Source organism: Arthrobacter sp. Leaf69 (assembly GCF_001422645.1).
GTDB lineage: Bacteria > Actinomycetota > Actinomycetes > Actinomycetales > Micrococcaceae > Arthrobacter.
In genome coordinates, this window is the sequence record NZ_LMLR01000015.1 from 116,448 (window position 1) to 139,891 (window position 23,444).

General features: G+C 69.1%; 16 protein-coding genes and 2 pseudogenes. 9 read left to right on the plus strand and 9 right to left on the minus strand.

The window, feature by feature from the left end:
• Nucleotides 1-311: 311 nt before the first annotated feature.
• From ASE96_RS16900 to ASE96_RS16920, 5 genes are all read right to left on the minus strand, one after another.
• Nucleotides 312-1,304: a lipid II:glycine glycyltransferase FemX gene (locus ASE96_RS16900; RefSeq protein ID WP_056433122.1), complete on the minus strand. Its 993-nt coding sequence runs from the start codon at nt 1,302-1,304 to the stop codon at nt 312-314.
• 4 nt (nt 1,305-1,308) lie between these two features.
• Nucleotides 1,309-2,595, minus strand: a complete 1,287-nt coding sequence (manA, locus tag ASE96_RS16905; RefSeq protein WP_056433125.1) for a mannose-6-phosphate isomerase, class I — start codon at nt 2,593-2,595, stop codon at nt 1,309-1,311.
• Between the two features lie 72 nt (nt 2,596-2,667).
• Entirely contained in the window at nt 2,668-4,320 is a 1,653-nt protein-coding gene (locus tag ASE96_RS16910) for an LCP family protein (RefSeq protein WP_056433128.1), read from the minus strand.
• A gap of 10 nt (nt 4,321-4,330) precedes the next feature.
• A complete protein-coding gene (gene purE / locus ASE96_RS16915) occupies nt 4,331-4,945 on the minus strand; it encodes a 5-(carboxyamino)imidazole ribonucleotide mutase (protein WP_442853909.1) in 615 nt (204 codons plus the stop codon).
• Entirely contained in the window at nt 4,942-6,090 is a 1,149-nt protein-coding gene (locus tag ASE96_RS16920) for a 5-(carboxyamino)imidazole ribonucleotide synthase (RefSeq protein ID WP_056433131.1), read from the minus strand. Before ASE96_RS16920 ends, purE begins: the two co-directional genes overlap by 4 nt.
• Nucleotides 6,091-6,302: 212 nt before the next feature.
• On the opposite strand from ASE96_RS16920, the gene ASE96_RS16925 reads away from it, so the two are divergent.
• On the plus strand, nt 6,303-6,866 hold the full coding sequence (locus ASE96_RS16925) for a GtrA family protein (protein ID WP_056433133.1): 564 nt from the start codon (nt 6,303-6,305) through the stop codon (nt 6,864-6,866).
• A 1-nt stretch (nt 6,867) separates the two neighbouring features.
• Here ASE96_RS16925 and ASE96_RS16930 read toward each other — a convergent pair whose 3' ends face one another.
• Complete coding sequence (locus ASE96_RS16930; RefSeq protein ID WP_056433134.1) at nt 6,868-7,572, minus strand: TIGR03089 family protein; 705 nt, start codon at nt 7,570-7,572, stop codon at nt 6,868-6,870.
• A 351-nt stretch (nt 7,573-7,923) separates the two neighbouring features.
• Between ASE96_RS16930 and ASE96_RS18960 the strand changes: the two genes are divergently transcribed.
• From ASE96_RS18960 to ASE96_RS16945, 3 genes are read left to right on the plus strand one after another with little or no spacing between them, the layout of a single operon-like run.
• A complete protein-coding gene (locus tag ASE96_RS18960; RefSeq protein ID WP_082492817.1) occupies nt 7,924-8,466 on the plus strand; it encodes a WhiB family transcriptional regulator in 543 nt (180 codons plus the stop codon).
• A gap of 29 nt (nt 8,467-8,495) precedes the next feature.
• Nucleotides 8,496-11,897 carry a glycosyltransferase family 2 protein gene (locus tag ASE96_RS16940; RefSeq protein ID WP_056433135.1) on the plus strand — a complete coding sequence of 1,134 codons (3,402 nt, stop codon included), beginning with the start codon at nt 8,496-8,498 and terminating at the stop codon, nt 11,895-11,897.
• Entirely contained in the window at nt 11,884-13,626 is a 1,743-nt protein-coding gene (locus tag ASE96_RS16945) for a DUF5719 family protein (protein ID WP_235500310.1), read from the plus strand. The genes ASE96_RS16940 and ASE96_RS16945 overlap by 14 nt, the downstream gene beginning before the upstream one ends.
• Nucleotides 13,627-13,654: 28 nt before the next feature.
• Here ASE96_RS16945 and ASE96_RS16950 read toward each other — a convergent pair whose 3' ends face one another.
• On the minus strand, nt 13,655-14,191 hold the full coding sequence (locus ASE96_RS16950) for a metallopeptidase family protein (RefSeq protein WP_056433136.1): 537 nt from the start codon (nt 14,189-14,191) through the stop codon (nt 13,655-13,657).
• A gap of 106 nt (nt 14,192-14,297) precedes the next feature.
• On the opposite strand from ASE96_RS16950, the gene ASE96_RS16955 reads away from it, so the two are divergent.
• The 5 genes and pseudogenes from ASE96_RS16955 to ASE96_RS16975 form a co-directional block, all read left to right on the plus strand.
• Complete coding sequence (locus tag ASE96_RS16955; RefSeq protein WP_056433138.1) at nt 14,298-14,687, plus strand: DUF3499 domain-containing protein; 390 nt, start codon at nt 14,298-14,300, stop codon at nt 14,685-14,687.
• An 82-nt stretch (nt 14,688-14,769) separates the two neighbouring features.
• Nucleotides 14,770-14,979 (plus strand): annotated as a pseudogene (locus ASE96_RS16960) (Trm112 family protein); the annotation flags it as partial.
• A gap of 222 nt (nt 14,980-15,201) precedes the next feature.
• Nucleotides 15,202-16,689: an adenosylhomocysteinase gene (gene ahcY, locus ASE96_RS16965; RefSeq protein WP_056433144.1), complete on the plus strand. Its 1,488-nt coding sequence runs from the start codon at nt 15,202-15,204 to the stop codon at nt 16,687-16,689.
• 227 nt (nt 16,690-16,916) lie between these two features.
• Nucleotides 16,917-18,179, plus strand: a complete 1,263-nt coding sequence (locus ASE96_RS16970) for a L,D-transpeptidase (RefSeq protein WP_056433146.1) — start codon at nt 16,917-16,919, stop codon at nt 18,177-18,179.
• 201 nt (nt 18,180-18,380) lie between these two features.
• Nucleotides 18,381-19,442, plus strand: a pseudogene (locus ASE96_RS16975) (TIGR01906 family membrane protein); the annotation flags it as partial.
• A gap of 366 nt (nt 19,443-19,808) precedes the next feature.
• On the opposite strand, the gene ASE96_RS16980 reads toward ASE96_RS16975, so the two are convergent.
• Both ASE96_RS16980 and ASE96_RS16985 read right to left on the minus strand, forming a co-directional pair.
• On the minus strand, nt 19,809-21,638 hold the full coding sequence (locus tag ASE96_RS16980; RefSeq protein ID WP_056433149.1) for an AMP-dependent synthetase/ligase: 1,830 nt from the start codon (nt 21,636-21,638) through the stop codon (nt 19,809-19,811).
• Between the two features lie 58 nt (nt 21,639-21,696).
• Complete coding sequence (locus ASE96_RS16985; RefSeq protein ID WP_056433152.1) at nt 21,697-23,409, minus strand: dolichyl-phosphate-mannose--protein mannosyltransferase; 1,713 nt, start codon at nt 23,407-23,409, stop codon at nt 21,697-21,699.
• Between the last annotated feature and the right edge of the window lie 35 nt (nt 23,410-23,444).

The following is a 23,444-nucleotide window of genomic DNA, read 5'->3' on the forward strand; positions in this document are numbered from 1 at the left end:
ATGGCCAGGCTGGCCGCGCTGGCCGCGACCGGGTCCAGCGGGGGACATGCCCAGTGGTCGGGTCCGGGATTGGACATAGTGGGGCTATGTCCATCCGCCATGTCCAGCGCGGGGCATGCCCAGCGGGGGAGGGATGCCCAGAGCTGGGTCCAGCGGGGGACATGCTCAGTGGTCGGGCCCGGGATTGGACATGGTGGGTCTATGTCCATCCGCCATGTCCAAGGTGGGGCATGCCCAGCCGCGGAGGGTGGGCAGCGCGGGGTGCGACGGCGGACCATGTCCAGTGGTGGAGCCCTGGCGCGGCAGTACAGCTAGCGTCCGAGCGCGCCTCGCACCCGGGCAGGCGCCGTCCGGGCCGCACGGACGCCGCGGCGGGCGGCCTGCGCGCCCCTCCGGGCCAGCTGGTACCCGCTGTAGCGCAGCTTGTTCACCGGCAGGTCCCAGGTTCCGGGATAGACCACCTCGCGCCCGCCGAAGGACTTCTTGAACGCCGTGAAGCCGGCCCATTTGTGGTCGGGCTGGTCCGCGGGGGCCACACCCCAGAGGTCCACGTGCTTCAAACCCTTGGCCTTGGCATCCGCCATCAGCGTGACCAGCAGCGGAATGCCGGCGCTGAGTTTCCGGTGCGCGTCATCCAGCGCGGCGTGCGCATAAGTGCGGGTATCCGCGGAGTCGTAGGCCAGGGCGGCGGCGATCGGCTCGCCCTCAAGCTCGGCGACGAAAAGCGTCGCGGCGCCGGCCGGCATGAGCGAGCGTGCAACCTGGGTCAGGTATTCGTCGCTCTGCGGCTTGAATCCGTTGCGCGCCGCCGTCAGGTGCAGGAACGTCAGCAGCACCGATATGTCATCCGGGTCCTGGCTGGACCGGAACGTCACGCCCTTCTTGTGGATGTTCCGGTACAGGTTGCGGTTCACCGGCTTCATGTCCGCGAGGACATCCTTGAAGTCGCGGTCCACGTCCACGATCCAGCTCAGTTCGGGCTGCTGGTTGGCCGGGGCGGGCCGGAGGCCGCGCGTGCGCAGGAGCGCGTCGGCTTCGGCGGCCGCGAAGCCGGCATCCACGGGTTCAATCCGGACAAACACGGCCCCGCAGCTGCGGGCCAGGTCCGTGAGTGCCGCCAGCGCGGCGTCGAACGCGGTGAGGGAAGCTGCCACCGGACCGTAGGGCGCGTAGAGGAGCTTACCGGCCGGGTTGCTTTCCTCGATGGCCAGGAAACTCCAGCCGGGGCCCGAACGCTGGTGCACGGTCCGGCCAAGGCTGCGCTGGAACGCGGCCCACGGGGGGCTCTGCAGGAAGTGGTCCACGGTCTCAGCCTTTCAGGGCGGTGGTGACGGCAAAGGCCAGGGCGGTCCCGGTGGCACCGGACACGGCGTGTGCGTTGACCGGGGCCTCAGCCGCGGGCAGGAAGGCGCTTCCGCCGCGCTCCAGCCGCAGCTCGCCCTTGGGGGAGTCCAGGAGCACGGCGCCGGACACCACGATGATGACGGCGGGGCCCTCCTGTGCCAGCGGAACAGGGTCCGCGCCGGGCTCCAACTCGACGCGCTGCAGCTGGAACTCCCGGAACGGCGGCCGGAAGACCTCCTGCCCCAGCATCGTTGTCTCGGGGAGGATCATGGGCACGCCGACGGCGTCAAAGGAGACGGTGCGGAGCAGTTCGGGCACGTCCACGAACTTCGGTGTCAGCCCGCCGCGCAGCACGTTGTCCGAGGAGGCCATGACCTCAATGCCGAGTCCGTGCAGGTAGGCATGGACGTTGCCGGCCGGGAGGTAGACAGCCTCGCCCGGTGCCAGCGAGATCCGGTTGAGCAGCAGCGAAATCAGCACGCCCGGATCGCCCGGGTACCGCTCGTTGAGTGTCACAACGGTGGAAAGCTCCGCCTGGTACGGCGCCGTCGGGGCGCCGGAGACGAGGGCGGCCACGATGGCCGACGTCGCGTCCGCGATGTCCTCGCCGCCGTTGATCAGCCGCTCGAAGGCCGAGCGCAGGGCGGTGTGTTCCTCGGGCTGCGCCAGATCCTGCAGCAGCAGCGGGACGAGCGGAGGCAGTTCGAGGCCGGCGAGGTCAAAATCCGCCGCCAGCAGCTGGAAGACGGCACGCGCTTCGACCGCCGGCCGGAAGCCGCACAGCGCCTCGAACGGCGTCAGCGCGAGGATCATCTCCGGCTTGTGGTGGTCGTCCTTGTAGTTGCGTTCCGCCGCGGCGCGGTCCACCCCGGCGGCCTCCTCGCGGGCGAACCCGTCCCGGGCCTGGTCAAGTGTCGGGTGCACCTGGAGCGAGAGGGGGCTGTCGGCGGCCAGGACTTTGAGCAGGAAGGGAAGCCGGGGGCCGAATTCGGCGACGCTCTCGCGGCCCAGGTGGTGCTCCGGGTCTTCCGCGATCAGCGTATCCAGGGGCCGGCGTCCGCCATGGTCCGCGACCGCGGCATGGGCGCCCGCCGAACCGGACTGACTCAGCGCCACCGAGGGTGAGTCAGGGTGCGCGCCGATCCACAGCTCAGCCTCGGGACCGCCGGAAGCAGGCCTGCCGAGCAGCCCGGCGATGGCTGTGGTGGAGCCCCAGGCATAGGGCCGGAGGACATTTTCGAGTTCGTACACGGCCTGGGTGTCCCTATCTGTTGCGGAAGCTCCGTTGCGGAAGCCTGGTAAAGGAAAGAACGGTCACTGGAACTACAGTGGAGCGCATTGGCCGTTTGTGGCGACCAGGTTGCGGATCGACTGCTCGTCGCCATTGCGCTTGAACTCGTTCAGCATTTCTTCGGTGATCGGTTCGCCGTCCGGCGTCGTGGTCACCGGGGTGAAGTCCGACGACGACGGCGACGGTGCGGGCTGGGTGCCGGGCTGCGCGCCCGGTGTCCTGCCGGCTGCCGACAGCGGGCCGGGTACCTGGTCCTGCTGGAGGATCACGTCGTCGGCGGCACCCGCCGCGGGTGCCGGAGCGAGGAGGGCGTCGACTTTCTGGTGGATCTGGTCGAAGTCCGGGACCGTCGAGAAGGACGCGTCGAAATCGGGCGGCCCGATGGTGAGCCGGCGCATTTCCTGTCCCTTCGACTTCATCGCCAGGTCCACGAAACTCCCCAGCTGGCTGGCGGAAATGTTGGAGTCGACCACCTTGGTGCCGGCCTTGACGATGTCCTCGAACTTTGCCAGCAGGGTCGCCGGATCGAGCTGCTTCAGCATGGCCTGCTGGACGCACTGCTGGCGTGCGATGCGCGCGTAGTCGTCCACGAATTCGCGGGAGCGGCCGTACCAGAGGGCGTGGTAGCCGTCCAGGGTATTGTCGCCGGCCGGGATCCAGCCCAGCGGCATGCCGTGGATTCCGTTGGCCTCGTCAACGGTCTCGCCGCTGATCGGAACCCAGCCGCCGGCCTTGATCTTGATGCCGCCCATGGCATCGATGAGCCGTTCGAAGCCGTCCATGTCGACGAGGACGTAGGCCTGGACCTTGATGCCAAGCGTCCCGGACACGGCTTCCAGTGTGGCCTGCGCGCCGGGGTCTTCCACGCCGGGGTAGAGGTCCTTGTGCTCGTTGGTGACCTCGGTGTTGATGGCGTTGATGAGGCATTCATTGCCGCAGTCGTAGCCGTCGGGGTAGATGCTGCGCATCGGGGAGTCTTCGCTGAACTGCGCGTTTTGGAGGTTCCGGGGCACGGAGATGATGGCGGTCGCGCCGGTTGTGGCGTCCACGCTGATAACCGAGAGGCTGTCCGGCCGGCGGCCTGTGCGGTCGGACCCGGCGTCGCCGCCCATCATCAGGAAGTTGTACCGGCCTTCCGAGGGCTCCATTGCCGGTCCCGCGGAGAAGATGTTGCCGATGGCGTCCCGGCTCACGTTGAGCAGGTACGCGGCGTAGCCCAGCGATCCGCTGCTGAGGATCATCGCCAGCACCAGGGTGACCACGACGGCGGGGCGCACCTTCGGGGTCAGCAGTGCGGGCCGGATGAGCCGCAGTGTGTTGATGAACAGGGCTGCCCAGCCGACGGCCAGCGCCAGCAGGCAGAGAATGAGCAGCAGCGAGGCAATCGGGCTGGTGAACAGGTTGATCAGCGTCGGCCGGGATACCAGGAGGAGCACTGCCGCCAGGATGCCCAGCACCCAGACGGTGAGGGTGACACGCAGCGCAAACCGCCCCAGCCGCCGGTTGCCGGCAACGGTCTGGGCGCTGCCGGGCACCAGGAGTGTCATCAGGACCAGCAGGAACGCCCGCTTGGTCAGCACCGGGGCTGCCGCGCCCGAGGGATAGCGGACGGGATTGGTGAGGGACGACGCAGCCGTCCGGTTCCGCGGTGCCGGCTGGCGGGAAGGGGCGTAACTGTTGGTCATCCGGCGATCCCTAACGGCTGCCCCGGGTGACGACGTTTGCGTCGGCGAACACTTCGCTCACCTTCTGCCGCAGGTTCGCGCCCTTCCGGGTGGCGACGTCATTGAGCTCCTGGGCGAAATCGGCCAGGGCGGCGCGGAGCTGTGCGGCCAGGGGGTCCGTCCCGGAGGCCAGCATGCGCACGGCCAGAAGGCCGGCATTCCGGGCTCCGCCGATGGATACGGTCGCGACCGGGACCCCGGCGGGCATCTGGACAATGGAGAGCAGGGAGTCCATGCCGTCGAGGGTCTTGAGCGGCACCGGGACGCCGATGACCGGCAGAGGCGTGACGGAGGCGAGCATGCCCGGCAGGTGGGCGGCACCGCCGGCGCCGGCGATGATGACGCGCAGGCCGCGTTCGTGGGCCGTCTGGCCGTAGCGGACCATTTCGAGGGGCATGCGGTGCGCGGAGACCACGTCCGCCTCAAAGGGGATGCCGAACTCGGCGAGGGCCTCGGCAGCAGCCTCCATCACCGGCCAGTCGGAGTCCGAGCCCATCACGAGCCCGACGAGGGGGGCATCGGCCCCGGCATCCGCCGCGGCCGGGAACTGGACGTCGGTGGCGGGGGCTGTGTTGCTGGCGCTCATGGGTTCTCCTCGTGGGCTTCCGCAGCGGTGCGGGGCTGGGCCCTTCCGTTGCGGATGATGTTGGCGACCGTGGTGGCCCGTTCGCGCACGGAGTCGACGTCGGCCACGGAGCCGCCGACGAGGTTGACGTGGCCGATCTTGCGGCCCGGGCGGACGGCCTTGCCGTAGCAGTGGACCTTCGCCGCGGGCTCGCTGGCGAGGGCCGCGGGGTAGGCGGAGAACAGATTCTGGTTCTCGCCGCCCAGGAAGTTCTTCATGACGACCACCGGACCGAGCAGGTCGGTGGCACCGAGGGGCAGGTTGAGGATGGCCCGGAGGTGCTGTTCGAACTGGCTGGTCACCGAGCCGTCCTGGGTCCAGTGGCCGGTGTTGTGCGGACGCATGGCGAGTTCGTTGATCAGGAAGCCTGCTCCCACGCCGGGGGTCTCGAACAGTTCGACGGCCATCACACCAGTGACGCCAAGTTCGCTGGCGATCCGGAGGGCGGCGTTCTCGGCCGCAGCTGCGACCTCCAGCGGGATGTCCAGGGCCGGGGCGATGACTTCATCGCAGACGCCGTCGACCTGGATCGTGTGCACCACGGGCCAGGCCCGTGCTTCGCCGTCGGGGGTCCGGGCCACCAAGGCCGAGAGTTCGCGGCTGAACTCCACCTTGGCTTCGGCTAGCAGCGGCGACATCGCGGCGAACCAGTCGGCTGTGTCCGCGGCGTCCGCTGCGGAGTCCACGATCCGTACGCCTTTGCCGTCGTAGCCGCCGCGCGGGGTCTTGAGGACCACCGGCCAGCCGGTTTCGTCGCCGAATGCGATCAGCCCGGCGACGTCGTCCACGGAGGCCCAGCGCGGATTGGGCAGCTCCAGCCTGTCGATGGCCGCCCGCATCACAAGCTTGTCCTGGGCGTTGACCAGGGCATCCGGTCCGGGGTGGACGTTGACGCCGGCGCGCTGCAGGGAACGGAGGTGCTCCGTGGGCACATGCTCGTGGTCGAACGTCAGGACGTCGAGGCCGCGGGAAAACTCCAGGAGGTGGTCCAGATCCGTGTAATCACCGACCGGGGCGTTGGCCACGGCGGAGACGGCTGAGACGTCCTCACCTTCGGCAAGGACACGGAGCTCGAAGCCCAGGGCGGTGGCCGCCGGGGCCATCATTCGGGCGAGTTGGCCGCCGCCAACAACACCGATCACAGGAAAAGTCACAAGTCCCAGCCTACCGAAAGCCATGCCATATCCCGGCTTTTTGAAATTCCGGGGCGGGCGCAGCCTGGATACGCGGACCGCGCGCCGGGGGGAGCTCCCGGCATTCAGCGCTAAAATGGGCAGTTGGCCCAAAGGCCGACAGTTCACGAAGGCCACGGAGGGTCATGATTACTACACTTACGGAGCGCTTGCGCGGGCTCGCCTCGCTCTTCTGGCGCGAAGTGGCCAAGTTTGGTGCGGTGGGCGGTGTTGCGTTCATCATCGACAACGGACTCACGTACTATCTGATGCACGGCCCGATGACCGACAGCGAGGCCAAGGCCCGCTTCGTCGGCGCCACCATCGCCACCATCTTTTCCTGGATCGCGAACCGCTTCTGGACCTTCCGCCACCGGCGCCAGGACAACGTGGTCCGTGAGTTCCTGATGTTCATCCTGATCAACGGCATCGGCATCGGCATCTCCACCGGCTTGACCGCCCTCGCCAAATACGGCTTCGGTGTTACGGACAAGAACATGCTGTTCGCTGCCGGGGTGGTAGGCATCCTCGTCGCCACCGTCGTCCGCTTCTTTGCGTACCGCTTCCTGGTGTTCAACAAGGAACTCGACGAAGAGCCGGAGTTCTCCCACGACCACGAGATCATCGAACGCCACCCCCACACCAGGGAGGGCGTCCACGTCGAGGGCGTCGCCGTCAAGGATCCGGAACTGCCCGGCCCGCAGGCCTAGGTCAGCTGCCGTTGACGCGCTCGTCGGCGAGCAGCTTCTCTGTCACCACGACGTCGGGGTGCACCAGCACCACTGAGCCGTCGCTGCGCCAGGCGCCGAGGGACTGGGCCAGGGCGGATTCCAGTCCCTCGACGGCGGGCACCAACAGCCTGATGCCGTCGTCGTGCGTTGCCGCGAAGCCGTCCAGCAGTCCGGCGTGGGTGTATTCGGCCCCGGTGGCGTCCAGCACGGCACGCCGCGACCCTTCCGGATCGACATGCGCCATAAAAACATCGCCGTGGGAGCGCACCTCGGCTGCGTAGTCCACGACGCCGGTGGGCAGCTCGCCCGGCCACCGCATGGCCAGCGCCGGCAGCGCCACCGCGACGACGGCGTCGAACGCCCCCTGCGCTGCTCCGGGGGCCGGGTCGGCTGTCGCCAGCAGTTCGGCCCCGGCGTCGCCGAAGACCACCTCCATGCCGAGCTGCCAGGCCGCCAGGGCGAGGATCACCGACTTCCAGTGCGCCGGCAGGTCCAGTCTCAGCCGCGTCCCGGGTTCGGCGTCGAGTTCGTCCTGCAGGAGGTTGCTCGTTTTGGCGACCCAGTTGTCCAACACCCGGCCGGAAAGCTCCACGCGCTCGGCATCGGGGCCGTACCAGGTCAGCCGGGGGGAGGTGGCCTGGCCGGAACGCAGGGCTGTCATCAGTTCGATTGCCGGGATGCTCATGGCTTCATCTTGCCACGGAGAGGGTGACTGTGATCTCCGTCATACGCCGCCAGCGTACGTTGGCCAGCGCGCCCGAACTGCCGCGGGAAGATTCGCGGGAACTCGGCAAAAACTCGTTAAAGTGCTCAGTACCCTGATTATTCCGCGGGTTCTCCGGGGCGGGGCCAAAAAAACCCGGGCGTGGCGTGCCCCGGATTTGGATCTCAAGTTGATTATTATCTCCGCCGTGGCTTGACTCCCGGATACTTACACACGTGTAATTAGGTATCGAAGGCCAATGCGCAGAAACCGGCACACAACCGAGTGTCCGAGGTTCAGTCAAAGGCTGCAAAAATCAGAGAGGGAACGCCAATGGGGCTAGCAGAGCGTATCCATGAAGAGGCCGTCGTTGCTGGGCAGGCCACGGCCAAATACCGTTCACGCGGGGTGCCGAGCGACTGGTATGTAGATCCGGCCGATCCGGACGCGGCAGACCGGTACAACGAACACACAAAAGACTCGCTGCAGGATCAGGCGACCGCCTTCCTCGCGGCGCATGACGAACTTTTGGCCGGTCCGGACCACGACAACGATCTTCACGATCCGCCGATGGAACTTCAGACCCTCCACGCGGGAACCACCGCGCAGCCGGTCTGGATCGGATTGCCCTCCCAGCAGGACTTCGACGATGAAGGCGAGCTGGGCTGGCAGACGGACGCGCTCTGTGCACAGACCGACCCGGAGGCATTCTTCCCCGAGAAGGGCGGCTCCACCCGCGACGCCAAAAAGGTCTGCGGAGCGTGCAACGTCCGCTCGCAGTGCCTCGAATACGCTCTGTCCAACGACGAGCGGTTCGGAATCTGGGGTGGCCTCTCCGAGCGCGAGCGGCGCCGGCTTAGGAAGCGAGCGATCTAATTCTTCAGGAAGTTCGAGTCACCGCCGTCGTGGTTTCCCACGACGGCGGTGACTTTCTCCCCAGGACCCTCGCGGCGCTGGCGGCTCAGACCCGTCCTGCGGACACCTGCATCGGTGTTGATACCGGCTCCCGCGACCATTCCGCAGCCCTCCTTCAACAGGCCTTCGGCAACGCCCGCGTCACCGTCTTCGACCACCCCCGCAGCGGGATGGGCGCCGCGGTGCAGGCAGGGCTCAGCGCCCTGGCCCCGGGAGGGGTCGGCGGCGACGGCGCGGTCGGCACCGGTCCCGCGGCCGAGTGGATCTGGCTGCTGCATGACGACGCGGCCCCTGCCCCCGAAGCCCTCGCCGAGCTGCTCCATGCCGTGGAACGCGCACCGTCCGTCACTGTGGCGGGCTGCAAACAGCTGGACTGGCACTCCGAGCGCCGGCTGGTCGACGTCGGGCTCTCCACCAGCCGCTGGGCGGAGCGGCTGACCCTGATCGACGCCGACGAACTCGACCAGGGACAGTACGACGGCCGCAGTGACACCTTCGCCGTCAACTCCGCCGGCATGCTCATCCGCCGCGACGTCTGGGAGGACCTCCGCGGCTTTGACCCGGCCCTGCCGGGCAGCGGCGACGACGTCGATTTCTGCTGGCGCAACCGGCTGGCCGGGCACCGCGTGGTGGTGGTTCCCGGCGCCCGGATGTTCCACGTCTCGCACCGCCCGCACGCCCTGGGCAACGCGTCGGCGGCCCGCAAGGCCCAGGTGCACCTGCGGCTCAAGCACGCCGCCGCCTGGAAGGTGCCGCTGCACGCCGTCGGCGCTCTGCTCGGCAGCCTCTTCAAACTGGTCCTGAGCATTGCCGTCAAAGATCCGGGGCACGGCTTCTCACAGCTCCTGGCCACGTTCGGCGCCCTCGGCCGTCCCGCGGCCGTGATCCGGGGCCGGCGCAACGCCGCCCGGACCCGCCGTATCCGGCGTTCCGTCATCAAGGGCCTGCAGACTCCGCGGCGTGAGGTGTGGGCCCACCGCCGCTCCCTGATGGAGGCCATCGGCGCCGACGACTCCGGCGAACCCCTCACCGGGAACCACCCGCTGTCCGACCAGCCCACCGGCGACTCGGCCGACGACTTCGCGGCCCTCACCACCTCCGAGCGGGGCTGGGTGGGCAACGGTGCGCTGCTCGCCGTCCTGATCACCACCGCGGCCTCCCTGATCGGCCTGCTCAGCCTGTTCCGGGCCGAGGCAGTTTCCGGCGGCGCCCTGATTCCCGCCTCGCTGAGGCTGGGCGAGATCTGGGACCACGCCTCCGGCTGGTGGATTACCCTCGGCGCGGGACTTCCCGGCCATGGCGACCCGTTCGCCTACGTGCTCTGGATCCTCGGCGTACTCGGCGCCGGCAACGCCAACAGTGCACTTGGCTGGCTGCTGATTCTGGCGATGCCGCTCTCCGCCCTCGGCGCATGGTTTGCCGCCGGTGCCCTGACGCAGCGCCGACGCCTGCGCCTGGCCGCAGCCCTTGTCTGGGCCGGCGCGCCGGCCCTGCAGGTGGCCCTGAACCAGGGCCGCGTCGGAGCCCTCATCACCCATGTCATGATGCCGCTGCTGGTACTCGCCCTGCTGCGGGCCACCGGCACCGCCGCGGGCCGCGGCCGTTACGCGGTTCCTGCGCCCGGGGAACGGCGCTTCACCGACGTGCCGCCGGTCAAGCCCGGAATCAACGGCACACCCTCCTGGACAGCCGCCGCCGCGGCCGGCCTGGCGCTGGCCGTCGTCACCGCGGCAGCCCCCTCGCTGTTGCTGCCCGCCGTCGTCCTCGTGATGCTTTGCGGCACGCTCCTGGGCCGCCGCGGCCGCACCGTGTGGTGGGCGCTGCTGCCCAGCCTTGCCCTGTTCGTGCCGTTCGTTGCCTCGACCCTTGACCGTCCCCGCGCCGTGCTCGCGGACCCCGGCCTTCCGCTGGGCTTTGATGCCGCGCCGCTCTGGCAGCAGGCCTTGGGCCAGCCGCTGCGGTTCACGGCCGGCGGCGGCCTCACCGGCCTCCCGGTCTTCGGAGCCGACTCGGCCGTGCCTTGGGCGCTCCTGCTGGCACTTTTGATTGGGCTGCCCGCCCTGCTCCTCGCCGTGGCCGCGCTGTTCCTCCCGGGCCGGCCGCCGCGGATTGCCCGCGCCCTCTGGGCCGCCGCCCTCCTGCTGCTGGCCGGAGGGTGGCTCAGCAGCCAGGTCGCCACCGGAGTCGGCGCCAGCGCCCTGGTCACGCCCTTCACGGGACCGGCCGTGTCGGCAGCCGCCTTCGCCATTCTGGGGGCGGCGCTGATCGGCGCCTCGGGCCTGCTGGACTCCGCCGACCGGGCCGCCGCCGCAACGGCGGGCCGCAAGGTCCTGGTCCGCGCCACCGCGGTCACGGCCATGGTCCTCCTGCTGGCCGGACCGCTCGCCGGCCTTACGGTGTGGGCCGCGCAGAACATGCTGCCGCCGTCCGCCGCCGCGCCCGTCACGGAACCGGCCGGTGCCGGGCTGCCCGCAGCTGACTCACGGGACAGTGAGCCACCCGCCACCGACTCACTGGGCGCGGCGAGGCTCGTGCAGCCGGTGGAGCCGCGGACCCTTCCCGCCACGGCCATCGACCGCGGCGAAGGACCGGAACAGTCCCGCACGCTCCTCATCTCCACCCGCGAGGACGGAACCTTTGACGCCACGCTGATGCGCGGTGCCGGAACCACCCTGGACGCACTGTCCACCATCGCCGCGGCCCGCCCGATCATGGGGGAGCCTGGCCAGGAGACGGTCCGTGACGACGACGCCGCCGTGGCGTCGCTGCGTAACATCGTGGCCACCATCGTCGCCGGTCAGGGCGTCGACCCCCGCGCAGAGCTCGAACAGCTCGGTGTCGGCTTTGTGGTCCTGCGGGCCGCCGATACTGCGGCCCAGCTGACGGCGAGCCGCATGGACGCCGTGCCCGGGCTGGTGGCCGTCGGCAAGACCGACGTCGGCTGGCTCTGGAGGATCAGCCCGGTGAAGGAGGCGGCAGTCCAGGCCGCCGACGTCGCGCACCGCGTGCGGATCGTCGACGGCGAGGGCTCCACCATCGGGCGGGTCCACTCCCGGCCCGTGTCCGCCGACGCCGCGATACCCGACGGGCCGGAGGGCCGGCTCGTGGTGCTGGCCGAACGCGCAGATCCGGGCTGGAGCGCCTGGCTCGACGGCCGCCGCCTGACGGCCACCACGTCCGGCTGGGCGCAGGCCTTCACCCTGCCCGAGCAGGGCGGCCAGTTCCGCCTCCGCTACGAGGCGCCCTGGGCCGTCTGGGCGGGTGTCGCGCAGGCCGTCATCATCGGCCTGACGGCCCTGCTTGCTGTCCCCATGCCTGCCCGCCGGCCGAACACCGGCCTCTCCCGGGACGAAGGCTCCCTCCGTAAGGAATATCAACATGCCCAGGGATGACACCCCCGAATCCGACACCCCGGAAACCCCCGACGCCGCCGGGTCGCCGGACAACGCCGGCAACTCCTCCGGCCGGCGGCCGCAAAGCTCCGGCCGGTCCGGGCGCCCGCCGGCCGCACGGGTGCCGTCGCGCTGGAAGGCGTTGCCGCACGCCGGGCGGCTGGGTGGAGTCGTCTCGGCGATCGTGCTCGTAGCCGCCGGCGGCGGGCTGGTGTCCGCCACGGCGCTCTCTCCCCAGGGCCCCGGCAGCAGCCGGCCGGTCGCTGCGCCGCTGGCGGCGGTCCCCGCCGGCAGCAGCATCGGCGTCTGCCCGGGGCCGGCGCGGCTGCTCGAAGGTGCCCCCGTGGGCACCGATCCGCAGTTCAGCCCGGAGTCCGCCACCGCCAAGACCGACGTCAATGCCATAGTGCTGGGATCCAGTGCCAACGGGCTGCCCGGCAGCCGCCTCGCCTCCCTCGAGGGCGGCACCCTGCTGGAGCTCGCCAAAACCACCCCGGCGTCCGGCAGTCCTTCGGCCGCGGCCAAGCCCGCGAAGGCCGTACCGCGGGCCGGCGTGGTGTCCCAGCGGGGCGTCGACGCCGTCACTGTCCTCAGCGCCGATGCACAGGCCGATCGCCAGGCTTCCGCCGGGGCGGTCATGCGCTACACGGCCGAAGACGGGGACCTCCGCGGTTTGGCCGCCGTAGCATGCCAGCAACCCGCCAACGATCTCTGGCTTGTCGGCGCCAACACCGCGCTCGGCCGGACGGCCGTGCTGAACCTCAGCAACGCGTCCGGCAGCGCGGCCACCGTCAGCCTCGAACTCTTCGGCGCCAAGGGCCAGATCCAGGCGCCGGGCAGCCGCGGGCTCCTGGTGGCGCCGGGCACTACGCGCTCGATCATCCTGGCCGGGCTCGCCCCGGGACAGGAGCGGCTCAGCGTCCGGGTGCGGAGCGCCGGCGGGCCCGTCGCCGCGGGCATTCAGCAAAGCGTGTTGCGGGGGCTGACTCCCGGCGGTGTCGAGTTCATCGCCCCGGCCACCGCTCCTGCCCTCCACCAGGTGATCTCAGGTGTCGATATCCAGGACCCGGCCGGGCTGGCGGGCCTCACGGGGAAATCCGGTTTCGGGGATGCCGGGCCGGCGCTGCAGATCACGGTGCCCGGGTCGGCCGACGCGGTCATCGCGGTCAAGCTGTACGGGCGGGACGGCCAAAAAGCCCTGCCCGGGGGCGGGGTGGTCACGGCCAAAGCCGGAACCGTCACCGAGGTCCCGCTGTCCGGAGTGCCGGCCGGGCCCTACACCGTGGCCGTCAGCTCGGACGTGTCCTTCACCGCCGCGGCCCGCGTCACGAGGGGACTCAAAACTGAGGATGCCTCCGACTTCGCCTGGTCCGCAGCCTCGGTGCGGCTCGGAAGCCAGCACGTTGTTCCCGTCCCTGCATCGGGGGACCGTTACCTGATCTTCGGCGCACCGGAGGGCCGGGCGACCATTTCCTACACCCCGATCACGGCGGACGGCAAGGTCCGGCCGGCCGCTGCCGCCGACATCGCCGGCGGCACCACGGCGTCCATCAAGGTCCCTGCCGACGTCGGCGGCTCACGGCTCGTCGGCTACCTCGTGTCCGCCGCGGGGGACCCCGCCTACGGTGCCGTGCTCCTGCAGCAGGACGGCCGGCAGGACATCTCAACGGTCGCGATTGCCCCCGCGGCGGCGGGCCAGGAGCAGGTCCCGGTCACGCTCGGCTACTGACCCGACGGCGGGATTCCCGGGAGCGGGCCTAGTACCGGCGGCGGTACACGGGGTCCAGCGACTCGGGCGGCACACCGAGCATCTCGGCCGTGTACTCCACCACCACGTCGTGGACCAGGTCCTGGAGTTCCTCGCGGCTGCCGCAGGCCTGCTCGACGACCCGGCGGTACAGCGTGATCACCGGGCCCTCGTCCGGTGTGGCGGGGGAGTAGGCGCCCAGCGGGGCGGGGGCGCGGTCCGCCACGAGCTGTTCAAGCCCCGGCGGAATCTCGTCGACGGCGAAGCGGACGCCGTCCAGCGGCTTGCCCCAGATGTCGTGCAGCCGCTCGGCCGAGTCCAGGACAAAGTCGTCGAAGCGGTCCGAACGTGTGCGGTAGCCGGGCAGCGTGGGCAGCATCAGTTCGCCGCGGAGCCCGCGGCCGTGCCGGTTCCTCCGCCGCTGCCGGAAGCCCCTCGGCGCCATGGCGCGCCCGGTACCGGCTGGTGCGGAACCGGCGTCGAGGCTTCCGGTGCCGGTTTCAGCCAAGCGGACCGTAAAGCCCGGATCTTGGTGCGATGACTGCATATCTCGACTCTAAACCCGGCGAATGGTTTACGCGATACGGGCTGGCCGACCCGCCGTCAGCGCGTCGGACGGCGGCAGGCGGCCCGGGGGAGTAGTCTGTGATGTCGTGGGTGCAATTCGTCTTTGTTCAAGGTCAGCCTGCCGCAATTCGGCGGTGGCCACTTTGACGTACGTCTACGCCGATTCCACCGCCGTCCTGGGGCCCCTGGCCACCTACGCCGAACCGCACTGCTACGACCTGTGCGAGCAGCATGCCGGATCGCTGACCGTCCCGCGGGGCTGGGAAGTGCTGAGGCTCGCCATGCCGGCCACCCCCGCAGGCCCCGGTCCCGATGATCTCCTCGCGCTTGCCACCGCCGTCCGGGAAGCAGCTTCACGGCCCGCCGCCACGGACGCCAGCCAAGGCCAGCGCGGTGTCCACGCGGCCCTTGAAGCCCCGGCCCCGGCCGAGGGCACCCGCCGGGGGCATCTGCGCGTCCTGCGCGAACCTTCCTGACGTGCAACTGGCGGTAGGCTGGAAACTGCAAAATCCGTAAGCCACCGGCGCCTGCTGCGGCGTCCACCTGGGAGCGTTCACCATGCCGAAGATCAGTCCCGAACTGTTGTCTGTCCTGCGATGCCCCGTGACCGGCTCGCCGCTGGCGCAGGACGGCGAGGAACTCGTCACCACTGCGGCCGGCCCCTCCGGAGAGAAGCTGCGCTACGCGATCGAGGACGGCATCCCGCTGCTGCTCCCGCCGGAACTGCTCCCGGCCGCCGCCGCGGCACCCGGTTTCCAGCACGACGCCGGCCAGCCCCATGCCGGCCCGTCTGACGCTTTCGCGGCTGAAACAGCCGCGGCTGATGCTGCCCAATCACCGGCAGCGTCCCGGCCCGCCGACCGATAGGCCGCCGGCCCATCGCTGCGCCTTTCGGCACCGAAGTACTTTCCAGTCACCGATAAGCACGTTCACCGCCTTCGCAGGCAGCCACGTTCCGGACCGGCCCGCCGGCCACAACAAAGGACTCACATGACTCTCGATTACAAGATTGCGGACATCTCCCTGGCCGAGGCAGGCCGTCACCAGATCCGCCTCGCCGAACACGAAATGCCCGGTCTGATGTCCCTCCGCGAGGAATTCGGCGCCAGCCAGCCGCTCAAGGGCGCCCGGATCGCCGGCTCGCTGCACATGACCGTGCAGACCGCCGTGCTGATTGAGACCCTCACGGCGCTGGGCGCCGAGGTGCGCTGGGCCTCCTGCAACATCTTCTCCACCCAGGACGAGGCCGCCGCCGCCGTTGTGGTCGGCAACGGAACCGTCGAGGACCCCCAGGGTGTCCCCGTGTTCGCCTGGAAGGGCGAGACGCTGGAGGAATACTGGTGGACGGCGGAACAGATCCTGACCTGGCCCGGCGCCGACAGCAACCCGGACCTCGGCCCGAACATGATCCTCGACGACGGCGGGGACGCCACCATGCTCGTCCACAAGGGCGCCGACTTCGAGGCGCTTGGCGCTGTTCCGGAGGCCGCCGACGACGAGTCCGAGGAAGGCAGGGTCTTCCTCGAGGTACTACGGGCGTCGCTGCAGGCGGATCCGCAGAAGTGGACACGGATCGGCTCCCGCCTGCTGGGCGTCACGGAGGAGACCACCACCGGCGTGCACCGCCTGTACCAGCTCGCGGAGCAGGGCAAGCTGCTGTTCCCGGCGATCAATGTGAACGATTCGGTCACCAAGAGCAAATTCGACAACAAGTACGGCATCCGCCACTCCCTGCCCGACGGCATCAACCGCGCCACCGACGTCCTCATGGGCGGCAAAGTCGCCGTCGTGTGCGGGTACGGCGATGTGGGCAAGGGGGCCGCGGAGGCCTTCCGCGGCCAGGGTTCCCGCGTAATCGTCACCGAGATCGATCCCATCTGCGCGCTACAGGCAGCCATGGACGGATACCAGGTCGCGAAGCTGGAATCCGTCCTCGCCGAGGGCCACATCTTCATCACCACCACGGGCAACAAAGACGTCATCATGGCCGAGCACATGGCCGGGATGCGTGACAAGGCGATCGTGGGCAACATCGGCCACTTCGACAACGAGATCGACATGGCCGGCCTGGCCAGGATCCCCGGCATCAAGAAGGTCGAGATCAAGCCCCAGGTGCACGAGTGGGTCTTCGCGGCTGACCCGGCCACGGGAGAGGGCAGCCGCTCCATCATCGTGCTGTCTGAGGGACGACTCCTGAACCTCGGCAACGCCACCGGACACCCGTCCTTCGTGATGAGCAATTCGTTCGCCAACCAGACGATCGCGCAAATCGAACTCTTCACCAAGCGCGACCAGCCCGAGGGCGAACGGGAGTATGAGAAGCAGGTTTACGTGCTGCCGAAGATCCTTGACGAGAAGGTCGCCCGGCTGCATTTGGACGCCCTCGGCGTCGAGCTGACCGAGTTGTCGAAGGAGCAGGCCGATTACCTGGACCTCGAGGTGTCCGGACCGTACAAGCCGGACCACTACCGCTACTAGGGAGCCCAGCGGCGCAGCGGCCGGCGCCGCTGCAGAACCCGCCGTTCCCGTGCACTGCTGCCGTCACCAAGGAGCCCCGGACCACCGTCCGGGGCTCCTTTTGTGACCTGATCGTGCCGAAACCGTGGCCGGCCCGCCGCGCCGCTTCGCTTATGCTGGCATAAGGAGATCGCGAGCTCTGATGCGGGTTCACAGGCACGAGCAGCGGGGGAACACAGGAAGTGGCCATGACTGAAGACAGCGGGCGTCGACGCCGGCAGCCGGGGCGCCGTCCCCGCAATACGGGAAAAATGCTGGCCGTCCTTGCCATCTGCGCAGCTGTCGGAGCGGGAGGCATCGGCGTCGCCACGGCACCGGGCTGGGCCCATGCGGACATGCCCTCGGAAGCCTCGACGCCGATGCGGAACGTATCCGGCCTCGCCGCACCCGTCGTGAAACTCGTTGAGCTCGGTGTCACCCCCACCGACGGCGCTACCAGCGTCAACCCAGCCGCCGCGCCCTCGGTCAAGGCAGTCAACGGTGTGGTGAAGGACGTCGTGCTGGTCCCGGCCGCCGGAGGCGACAGCGTCCCGGGGACCACCAGCGCTGACGGCTCGACCTGGACCGCCGAGGATCCCCTGGAATTCGACACGGAGTACCAGTACAGCTTCACCATCGTGGACCAGGCCGGCCGCGAGACGAAGAAGGCCCAGACGTTCACCACCGTGGCCCCGGCCAATGAAGCGGACGCCGCCGTCTATCCGCTCAACGGCACCACTGTGGGCGCCGGACAGCCCATCGAGATTGTCTTCAGCGAGCCGGTACTGAACAAGGCCGCCATGGAGAAGGCCGTCGCCGTCAAGGCCTCCTCCGGCCAGGCTGTGGCGTGGCGCTGGTATTCCGACCGTCGTGTGCGGATCCGCCCCCAGGCATTCTGGGCCTCGAACACCGCAGTCACCGTGGACCTGAAACTCTTTGGCGTGGACTTCGGCAACGGCATGATCGGGAACTCCGATACCAAGGTCTCCTTCAAGGTGGGGCCGCAGCGCCTCGCCGTCGTCGATGACAACACCAAGACCATGAAGGTCTATTTCGACGGCAAGCTCGTCAAGACCGCTCCGGTCACGCTGGGAGACGATGAATGGCTCTCACCAACCGGCTACGCGGTCATCATGGAGCAGCAGCGAAAGTCCAAGTTCAACGCCGGCAGCATCGGGCTGAAACCCGGGGATAAGGGCTACTACCCGCCCCTGACGGTGGAGTACGCCAACCGCCTGACAAGCTCCGGCGTGTACGTCCACCAGGCCCTGGAATCGGCGTGGGGCGCTGTGGGCAAGTTCAACGTCTCGCACGGCTGCGTCGGGCTGCTCCCGGCGGACGCCGCCTGGTTCTTCAACAACATGAAGACCGGTGACGTCGTCCGGACCCTCAACACCGGGGCCCCGGCCGTGGAACCACTCGAAGGCTTCGGCGACTGGAACATTCCCTGGACGCAGTACGCCAAGCGCTGACCGTTCGGGAATCCGCCGGCCCCTGTGGCACGGGTGCCCGGGCCCGCACGACAGCGGCCACACAAACCGCCTGCCGAATCCCCGACGCCCACGGGGTGGCACCTCGCCCGCGGCGAGGCGCTGGCGGTAGGCTCGGATACAGATACGTAGCGCTGCCGGGCCCCGGCCGGCGGCGCGAAAGCCTACGGAAGCGAAGCTCCAGTGACTGACTCAAGTCCCACCCCTCCGAAACGACAGGATCCGCAGCTGGATCCGGCCGATGACGCTGACGAACCAGCGTTCGACTGGATGAAGCCGGCTTCGGACAAGCGCCCCGCTGCGGCTTCCGACCGCGCCCCCGGAACCGGGGCCGTCAACGCCCCGGAACCGCTGTCGCGCGCCGACCGCAAGGCGGCTGAAGCCGCCGTCGAACCGGCGCCCAAGGGCAATGGCGCGCACTTCAGCGAGCCGTTGCCCACCTCCGCGCTGCAGATCCGCCCGCCGGAAGAGGAGGTCCAGCGGCGGAACGCCGAACGGGAACACGCCGCGAACGCCAAACCGGTGGCCCCCCGCGTGATGCAGGTCCTTCTTGCTGTGTGCTTCCCCGTCATCCTGCTGGTGCTGGCCGTCCGGGCCGTCGCCAGCCCCCTGTTCCTGTGGGTGGAGTACAACCGTCCCGGTTTTCCAGGCGACGGTTACGGCTTCAGCACCGACGACCGCATGACCTATGGCTCTTATGCCGTGGACTACCTCAGCAACTGGTCAGGCCCGCGGTACCTTGGTGAACTCGTCAACCGCAGCGGAGACAAGCTCTTCGGCGACGGCGAAGTCAGCCACATGGCGGACGTCAAACTCGTCATCATGTCCGCCTTCGGCGCCGGCGTCCTGCTGATCCTGCTGAGCCTCATCGCCGTGGTTTACCTGCGGCGCCGCAGCCCCGGGGGAGTGCGGCGCGGCCTGTTTGCCGGTTCGATTGTCACCCTCGTCATCATCATCAGCCTCGGCGTACTGGCGGTGCTTGGCTGGGAGCAGTTCTTCGCCCAGTTCCACAATGTCTTCTTCGCGAGTGGCACCTGGACGTTCTCGCTGCAGGACACCCTGATCAGGCTCTTCCCGGGCCAGTTCTGGGTTGACGGCGGGATCGTTGTCGCCGGCCTGGTGCTGATCGCCTCGCTCGTCACTCTTATCCTCACCTGGCCGACGCGCAAGCGCCGCGGGCTGCCGAAAAAACGCAAGTCCGCGGCAGCTGATTCTGCCGAGGAGGCAGCAGGGGATCCGTCCGGAACGGATCCCGCGGACCCGGATTCGAAGGAAGCCGACCCCCAGGAAGCCGCGCCCGCGGAGGCGGTCCCGGCCAAGCGGTTCCGTTTCCGGCGGGACAAGTCCGGCAAGTCCGGCGACACCGCCGCGGGCCTGACTGCCACGGATGAACCTGCCGCCACGGACGCGGCTGCCGGGAACACCCCCGCCACTGCTCCGGGAACGGACCGTCCCGGCACGGCTGCCGCCGGCCCCGCAGGCACCGGGACGCATGACACCCCCTCGAGGGGACACTCCAGCACCGTCTAGGGCGTCTGGAACCCGTACCGCATGAAAAGCGGCCGGCACCGCGGTGCCGGCCGCTTTTTCATGCCTTCATGAACCGGGGCGTCAGCCGTAGATCCGGTTGATCTGGGCCTCGAAGTCACGCACGACGGCACCGCGCTTGAGTTTCAGCGACGGCGTCAGATGCCCGGATTCCACCGTGAAGTCAGCGTCCAGCACAACGAAGCTGCGGATGGACTCGGCCTGGGAAACGAGGGCGTTTGCCTGGTCCACGGCGTGCTGCAATGCTGCGCGGACCAGATCGTTCCCGCTGGCTTCCGCAGGCGTCATCGCGGGAACCTTGTGTACAGCGCACCAGTTTTCCAGTCCTTCGGGATCCAGGTTGATGAGGGCCGACACAAAGGGCCGGCCGTCCCCGATCACCACCGCCTGCAGGACCAGCTCGTGCTCGCGAATCTTTTCCTCCAGCGGCCCGGGGGCGACGTTCTTGCCGCCGGCGGTGACCAGCAGGTCCTTCTTGCGGCCGGTAATCGTCAGGAAACCGTCTTCGTCAAGGGACCCGAGGTCACCGGTGCGGAAGAAACCATCCACGAACGCCTCCGCATTGGCTGCGGCATTGTTGTGGTACCCCTTGAAAACGCCAATGCCCTTCACCAGGATCTCGCCGTCCTCGGCCACGCGGATGGTGGTTCCGGGCACCGGGATGCCCACCGTCCCCACCTTGGAACGGGCCGGTGTGTTGGCCGTGCACGGTGCCGTGGTTTCCGTGAGGCCGTAGCCTTCGAGGACGGGGACGCCCGCGCCCCGGAAGAAGTGGGCGTCGTGGGGGCTCAGCGGACTGGCCCCGGAGACCGTGTAGCCCAGGTGGCCTCCAAAGGCCTGGCGCAGCTTGGGGTACAGCAACCGGTCGAACAGGGCGTGCCGGGCGCGGGCCGCCAGCCCGGGACCGGGCCCGATGCCCCGGGTGGCGGCGTCGAGCGCCTTGGAGTAGTTGATGGCGGCTGCGGCGGCCGACTCGAAGAGGCGCTCCTTCCCGGCGAGGGCGGCCTTGTGGGCGGCGCCGGCGTAGACCTTCTCAAAGATCCGGGGGACCACCAGCAGGAAGGTGGGCTTGAAACTGGCCAGGTCCTCGAGCAGTTCCTTGGCGCTGGCGGTGTGTCCCACGGTGGTCCCGGCGCTGAGGCAGATCACCTGGACGGCGCGGGCGAGTACGTGCGCCAGCGGAAGGAACATCAGGGTCCGGGTGCGGGGCTGCATCAGGATCTCCGGCAGGAACGGCACGATGTTCTTGGCGACCAGGGCGAAATTCCCGTGCGTGATTTCGCAGCCCTTGGGCCGGCCGGTGGTGCCGGAGGTGTAGACGAGGGACGCAACGTCCGCGAGGCCGGCCGCGGACCGGTGCCGTTCCAGCTCGGCGTCGCCGACGCCGGTGCCCGCGGCCGCCAGGCTGGCGAGGTTGGGGGCGGCGCCGTCGGAATCCATCCGCACCACAGGCAGCACAGAGTCAGCGAGCAGGCCGGAGCTGTCCAGCACCTCGCGGACCAGGGCCGCCTTGGCCTCGTTTTCAGCGAAGATGCGCCGGGCTCCGGAGTCGTGCAGGATCCACTCGATCTGGCTGGCGGAGGACGTCTCATAGATGGGAACGGGGACGCCGCCGGCGAACCAGATGGCAAAGTCCACCACGGTCCACTCGTAGCGGGTGCCGGACATGACCGCCACGGTTTCCCCCGGTGTGAGGCCGCCGGCGATCAGCCCTTTGGCCAGCGACCGGACCTGGTCCAGGAACTGCTGCGCGGAAACATCGGCCCAGCCGGCCTGCCCTTTGCGGGCGTAGAGGGCGTGCACGGGATCCTTGGCGTGCTGCTCCAGGAGCAGGTCCGTTACGTTGCTGCCCGGGTCGAGCTCGACGAGCAGTCCGGTGCTTGCTTCTCTCACAGCCGTTTCTCCATTCCGGGTCCGCCTCGTGCCGGCGGACGTCCCCTGCAATCCTCCCCTAGATCCAGGACGGCATCCACATCCGGAACCGCCAATCCTGGTAGGAAATGGTCTCGGCGGTCCAGACCGGATAGAAGAACGCCGAGACGAGCACGGCCGTGGCCACGAAGAGGGTCACGAGGAACAGGCCGGAACGCCGCCGCCACAGGGGATCCGTGCGCTGGCCCAGGACGAGCCCCATGCAGTAGACGAGGGCCAGGACCAGGAAGGGCTCGAAGGACACGGCGTAGAAGAAGAACATGGTGCGTTCCGGGTACAGGAACCAGGGGAGGTATCCGGCTGCCACGCCCGCGAGGACTGCCCCCGCGCGCCAGTCGCGCCGCCCGGCCCACCAGAAGAGCAAGACGCCGAGGCAGACGGCGGCGCCCCACCAGATCACAGGGTTGCCGACGGAGAGGATCGCCGTTGTGCAGCTGGCCGTGTCGCACCCCGGGCTGCCCTGCTCGGGGGATTCGTAGAAGAAGGACGTCGGCCGGCCCAGCACCAGCCAGCTCCAGGCGCTGGCCTCGTACGGATGGTCCGAGCTGAGCCCCTGGTGGAACTTGTAGGCTTCCAGGTGGTAGTGCGCCAGGGACCGGACGGCATCCGGCAGCCAGCCCCACTCCGCCGAGGGGACTGTTGCGGCCCAGTTCCGGAAGTACGCGTCCCGGGACCGGAACCAGCCGGTCCAGCTGGCGGCGTACACGAGGGCGGCCACCGGGACGATACTGAGGAACGCCGGAATCCCGTCCTTGAGGATTCCGCCGCTGATCCAGCCGTGAATGCCGGCGATCCGGCGTGCGCTGAGGTCCCAGAAGACCGTGAGCAGCCCGAAGCCGGCCAGGAAGAACAGCGCTGACCACTTTGTGCCCACGGCCAGGCCCAGGCATACTCCGGCGGCGAGCCGCCACCAGCGGATCCCCAGCCAGGGGCCGGAGGCCAGCTGGAGCAGGCCGGGGCGTCCGTCCGGGGAGGCCGCGGCCTGCCGCCCGAGCCGAATGGCGAGCCGGCGTCGGCCGTCGTCGCGGTCCATCAGCAGGGCGCCGAACGCGGCAAGGACCCAGAACATCAGGAAGATATCCAGCAGGGACGTCCGGGACATCACCAGGTGATGGCCGTCCACCGCCAGCAGCACGCCCGCCACAGCCCCGAGGGTCAGTGAGCGGAAGAGCTTCTGGGCAATGAGGACCAGCAGGAAAATGGACAGCGTGCCTGTCAAGGCAGCCCCGAACCTCCAGCCGAAGGGATTGTCCGGGCCGAAGAGCCACATGCCGGCGGCGATCATCCACTTCCCGACCGGCGGGTGGACGACATACTCGGGGCTGTCCAGGAGCACCCCGGGATTCCCGGCGACAAAGGCTTCGTTGGCTTTGTCCGGCCACGCCCGTTCATAGCCGCTGACCAGGAACGAGTAGCCGTCCTTGACGTAGTAGGTCTCATCGAAGACCAGGGTGCGGGGAGAATCCAGCCGGACGAAGCGCAGGACTCCGCCGAGGCCCGCAGTGATGGCCGGAATGAGCCAGAACCACAGCCGGAGCGAGGGCGGGTAGTCCCGCCAGCTCCGGATGTTTCCGATCAGCCGGTCCGTGAGGGCCTCGGGGGTGAACGCCTCCTCCGGGCGGCTGACCCAGCGGTGCCCCTCCAGGTTGCGTCCGGTGCGGGTGGCTGGGGGCGCCGATCCGGTGGAACCGGCCTCGACGTCCCGGGTGGGGGTCTGCGTCACGTTGCCCATGCTACCTTTTGCGGCTGTGGTCCTCCGTCCGGTTC

Coding starts and splice junctions, on each gene's coding strand:
- ASE96_RS16910 (WP_056433128.1), bottom strand. CDS start 4,320: ATGACCAACAGTTACGCCCCTTCCCGCCAGCCGGCACCGCGGAACCGG.
- purE (WP_442853909.1), bottom strand. CDS start 4,945: ATGAGCGCCAGCAACACAGCCCCCGCCACCGACGTCCAGTTCCCGGCC.
- ASE96_RS16920 (WP_056433131.1), bottom strand. CDS start 6,090: ATGATGGCCCCGGCGGCCACCGCCCTGGGCTTCGAGCTCCGTGTCCTT.
- ASE96_RS16925 (WP_056433133.1), top strand. CDS start 6,303: ATGATTACTACACTTACGGAGCGCTTGCGCGGGCTCGCCTCGCTCTTC.
- ASE96_RS16930 (WP_056433134.1), bottom strand. CDS start 7,572: ATGAGCATCCCGGCAATCGAACTGATGACAGCCCTGCGTTCCGGCCAG.
- ASE96_RS18960 (WP_082492817.1), top strand. CDS start 7,924: ATGGGGCTAGCAGAGCGTATCCATGAAGAGGCCGTCGTTGCTGGGCAG.
- ASE96_RS16945 (WP_235500310.1), top strand. CDS start 11,884: ATGCCCAGGGATGACACCCCCGAATCCGACACCCCGGAAACCCCCGAC.
- ASE96_RS16950 (WP_056433136.1), bottom strand. CDS start 14,191: ATGCAGTCATCGCACCAAGATCCGGGCTTTACGGTCCGCTTGGCTGAA.
- ahcY (WP_056433144.1), top strand. CDS start 15,202: ATGACTCTCGATTACAAGATTGCGGACATCTCCCTGGCCGAGGCAGGC.
- ASE96_RS16970 (WP_056433146.1), top strand. CDS start 16,917: ATGACTGAAGACAGCGGGCGTCGACGCCGGCAGCCGGGGCGCCGTCCC.
- ASE96_RS16985 (WP_056433152.1), bottom strand. CDS start 23,409: ATGGGCAACGTGACGCAGACCCCCACCCGGGACGTCGAGGCCGGTTCC.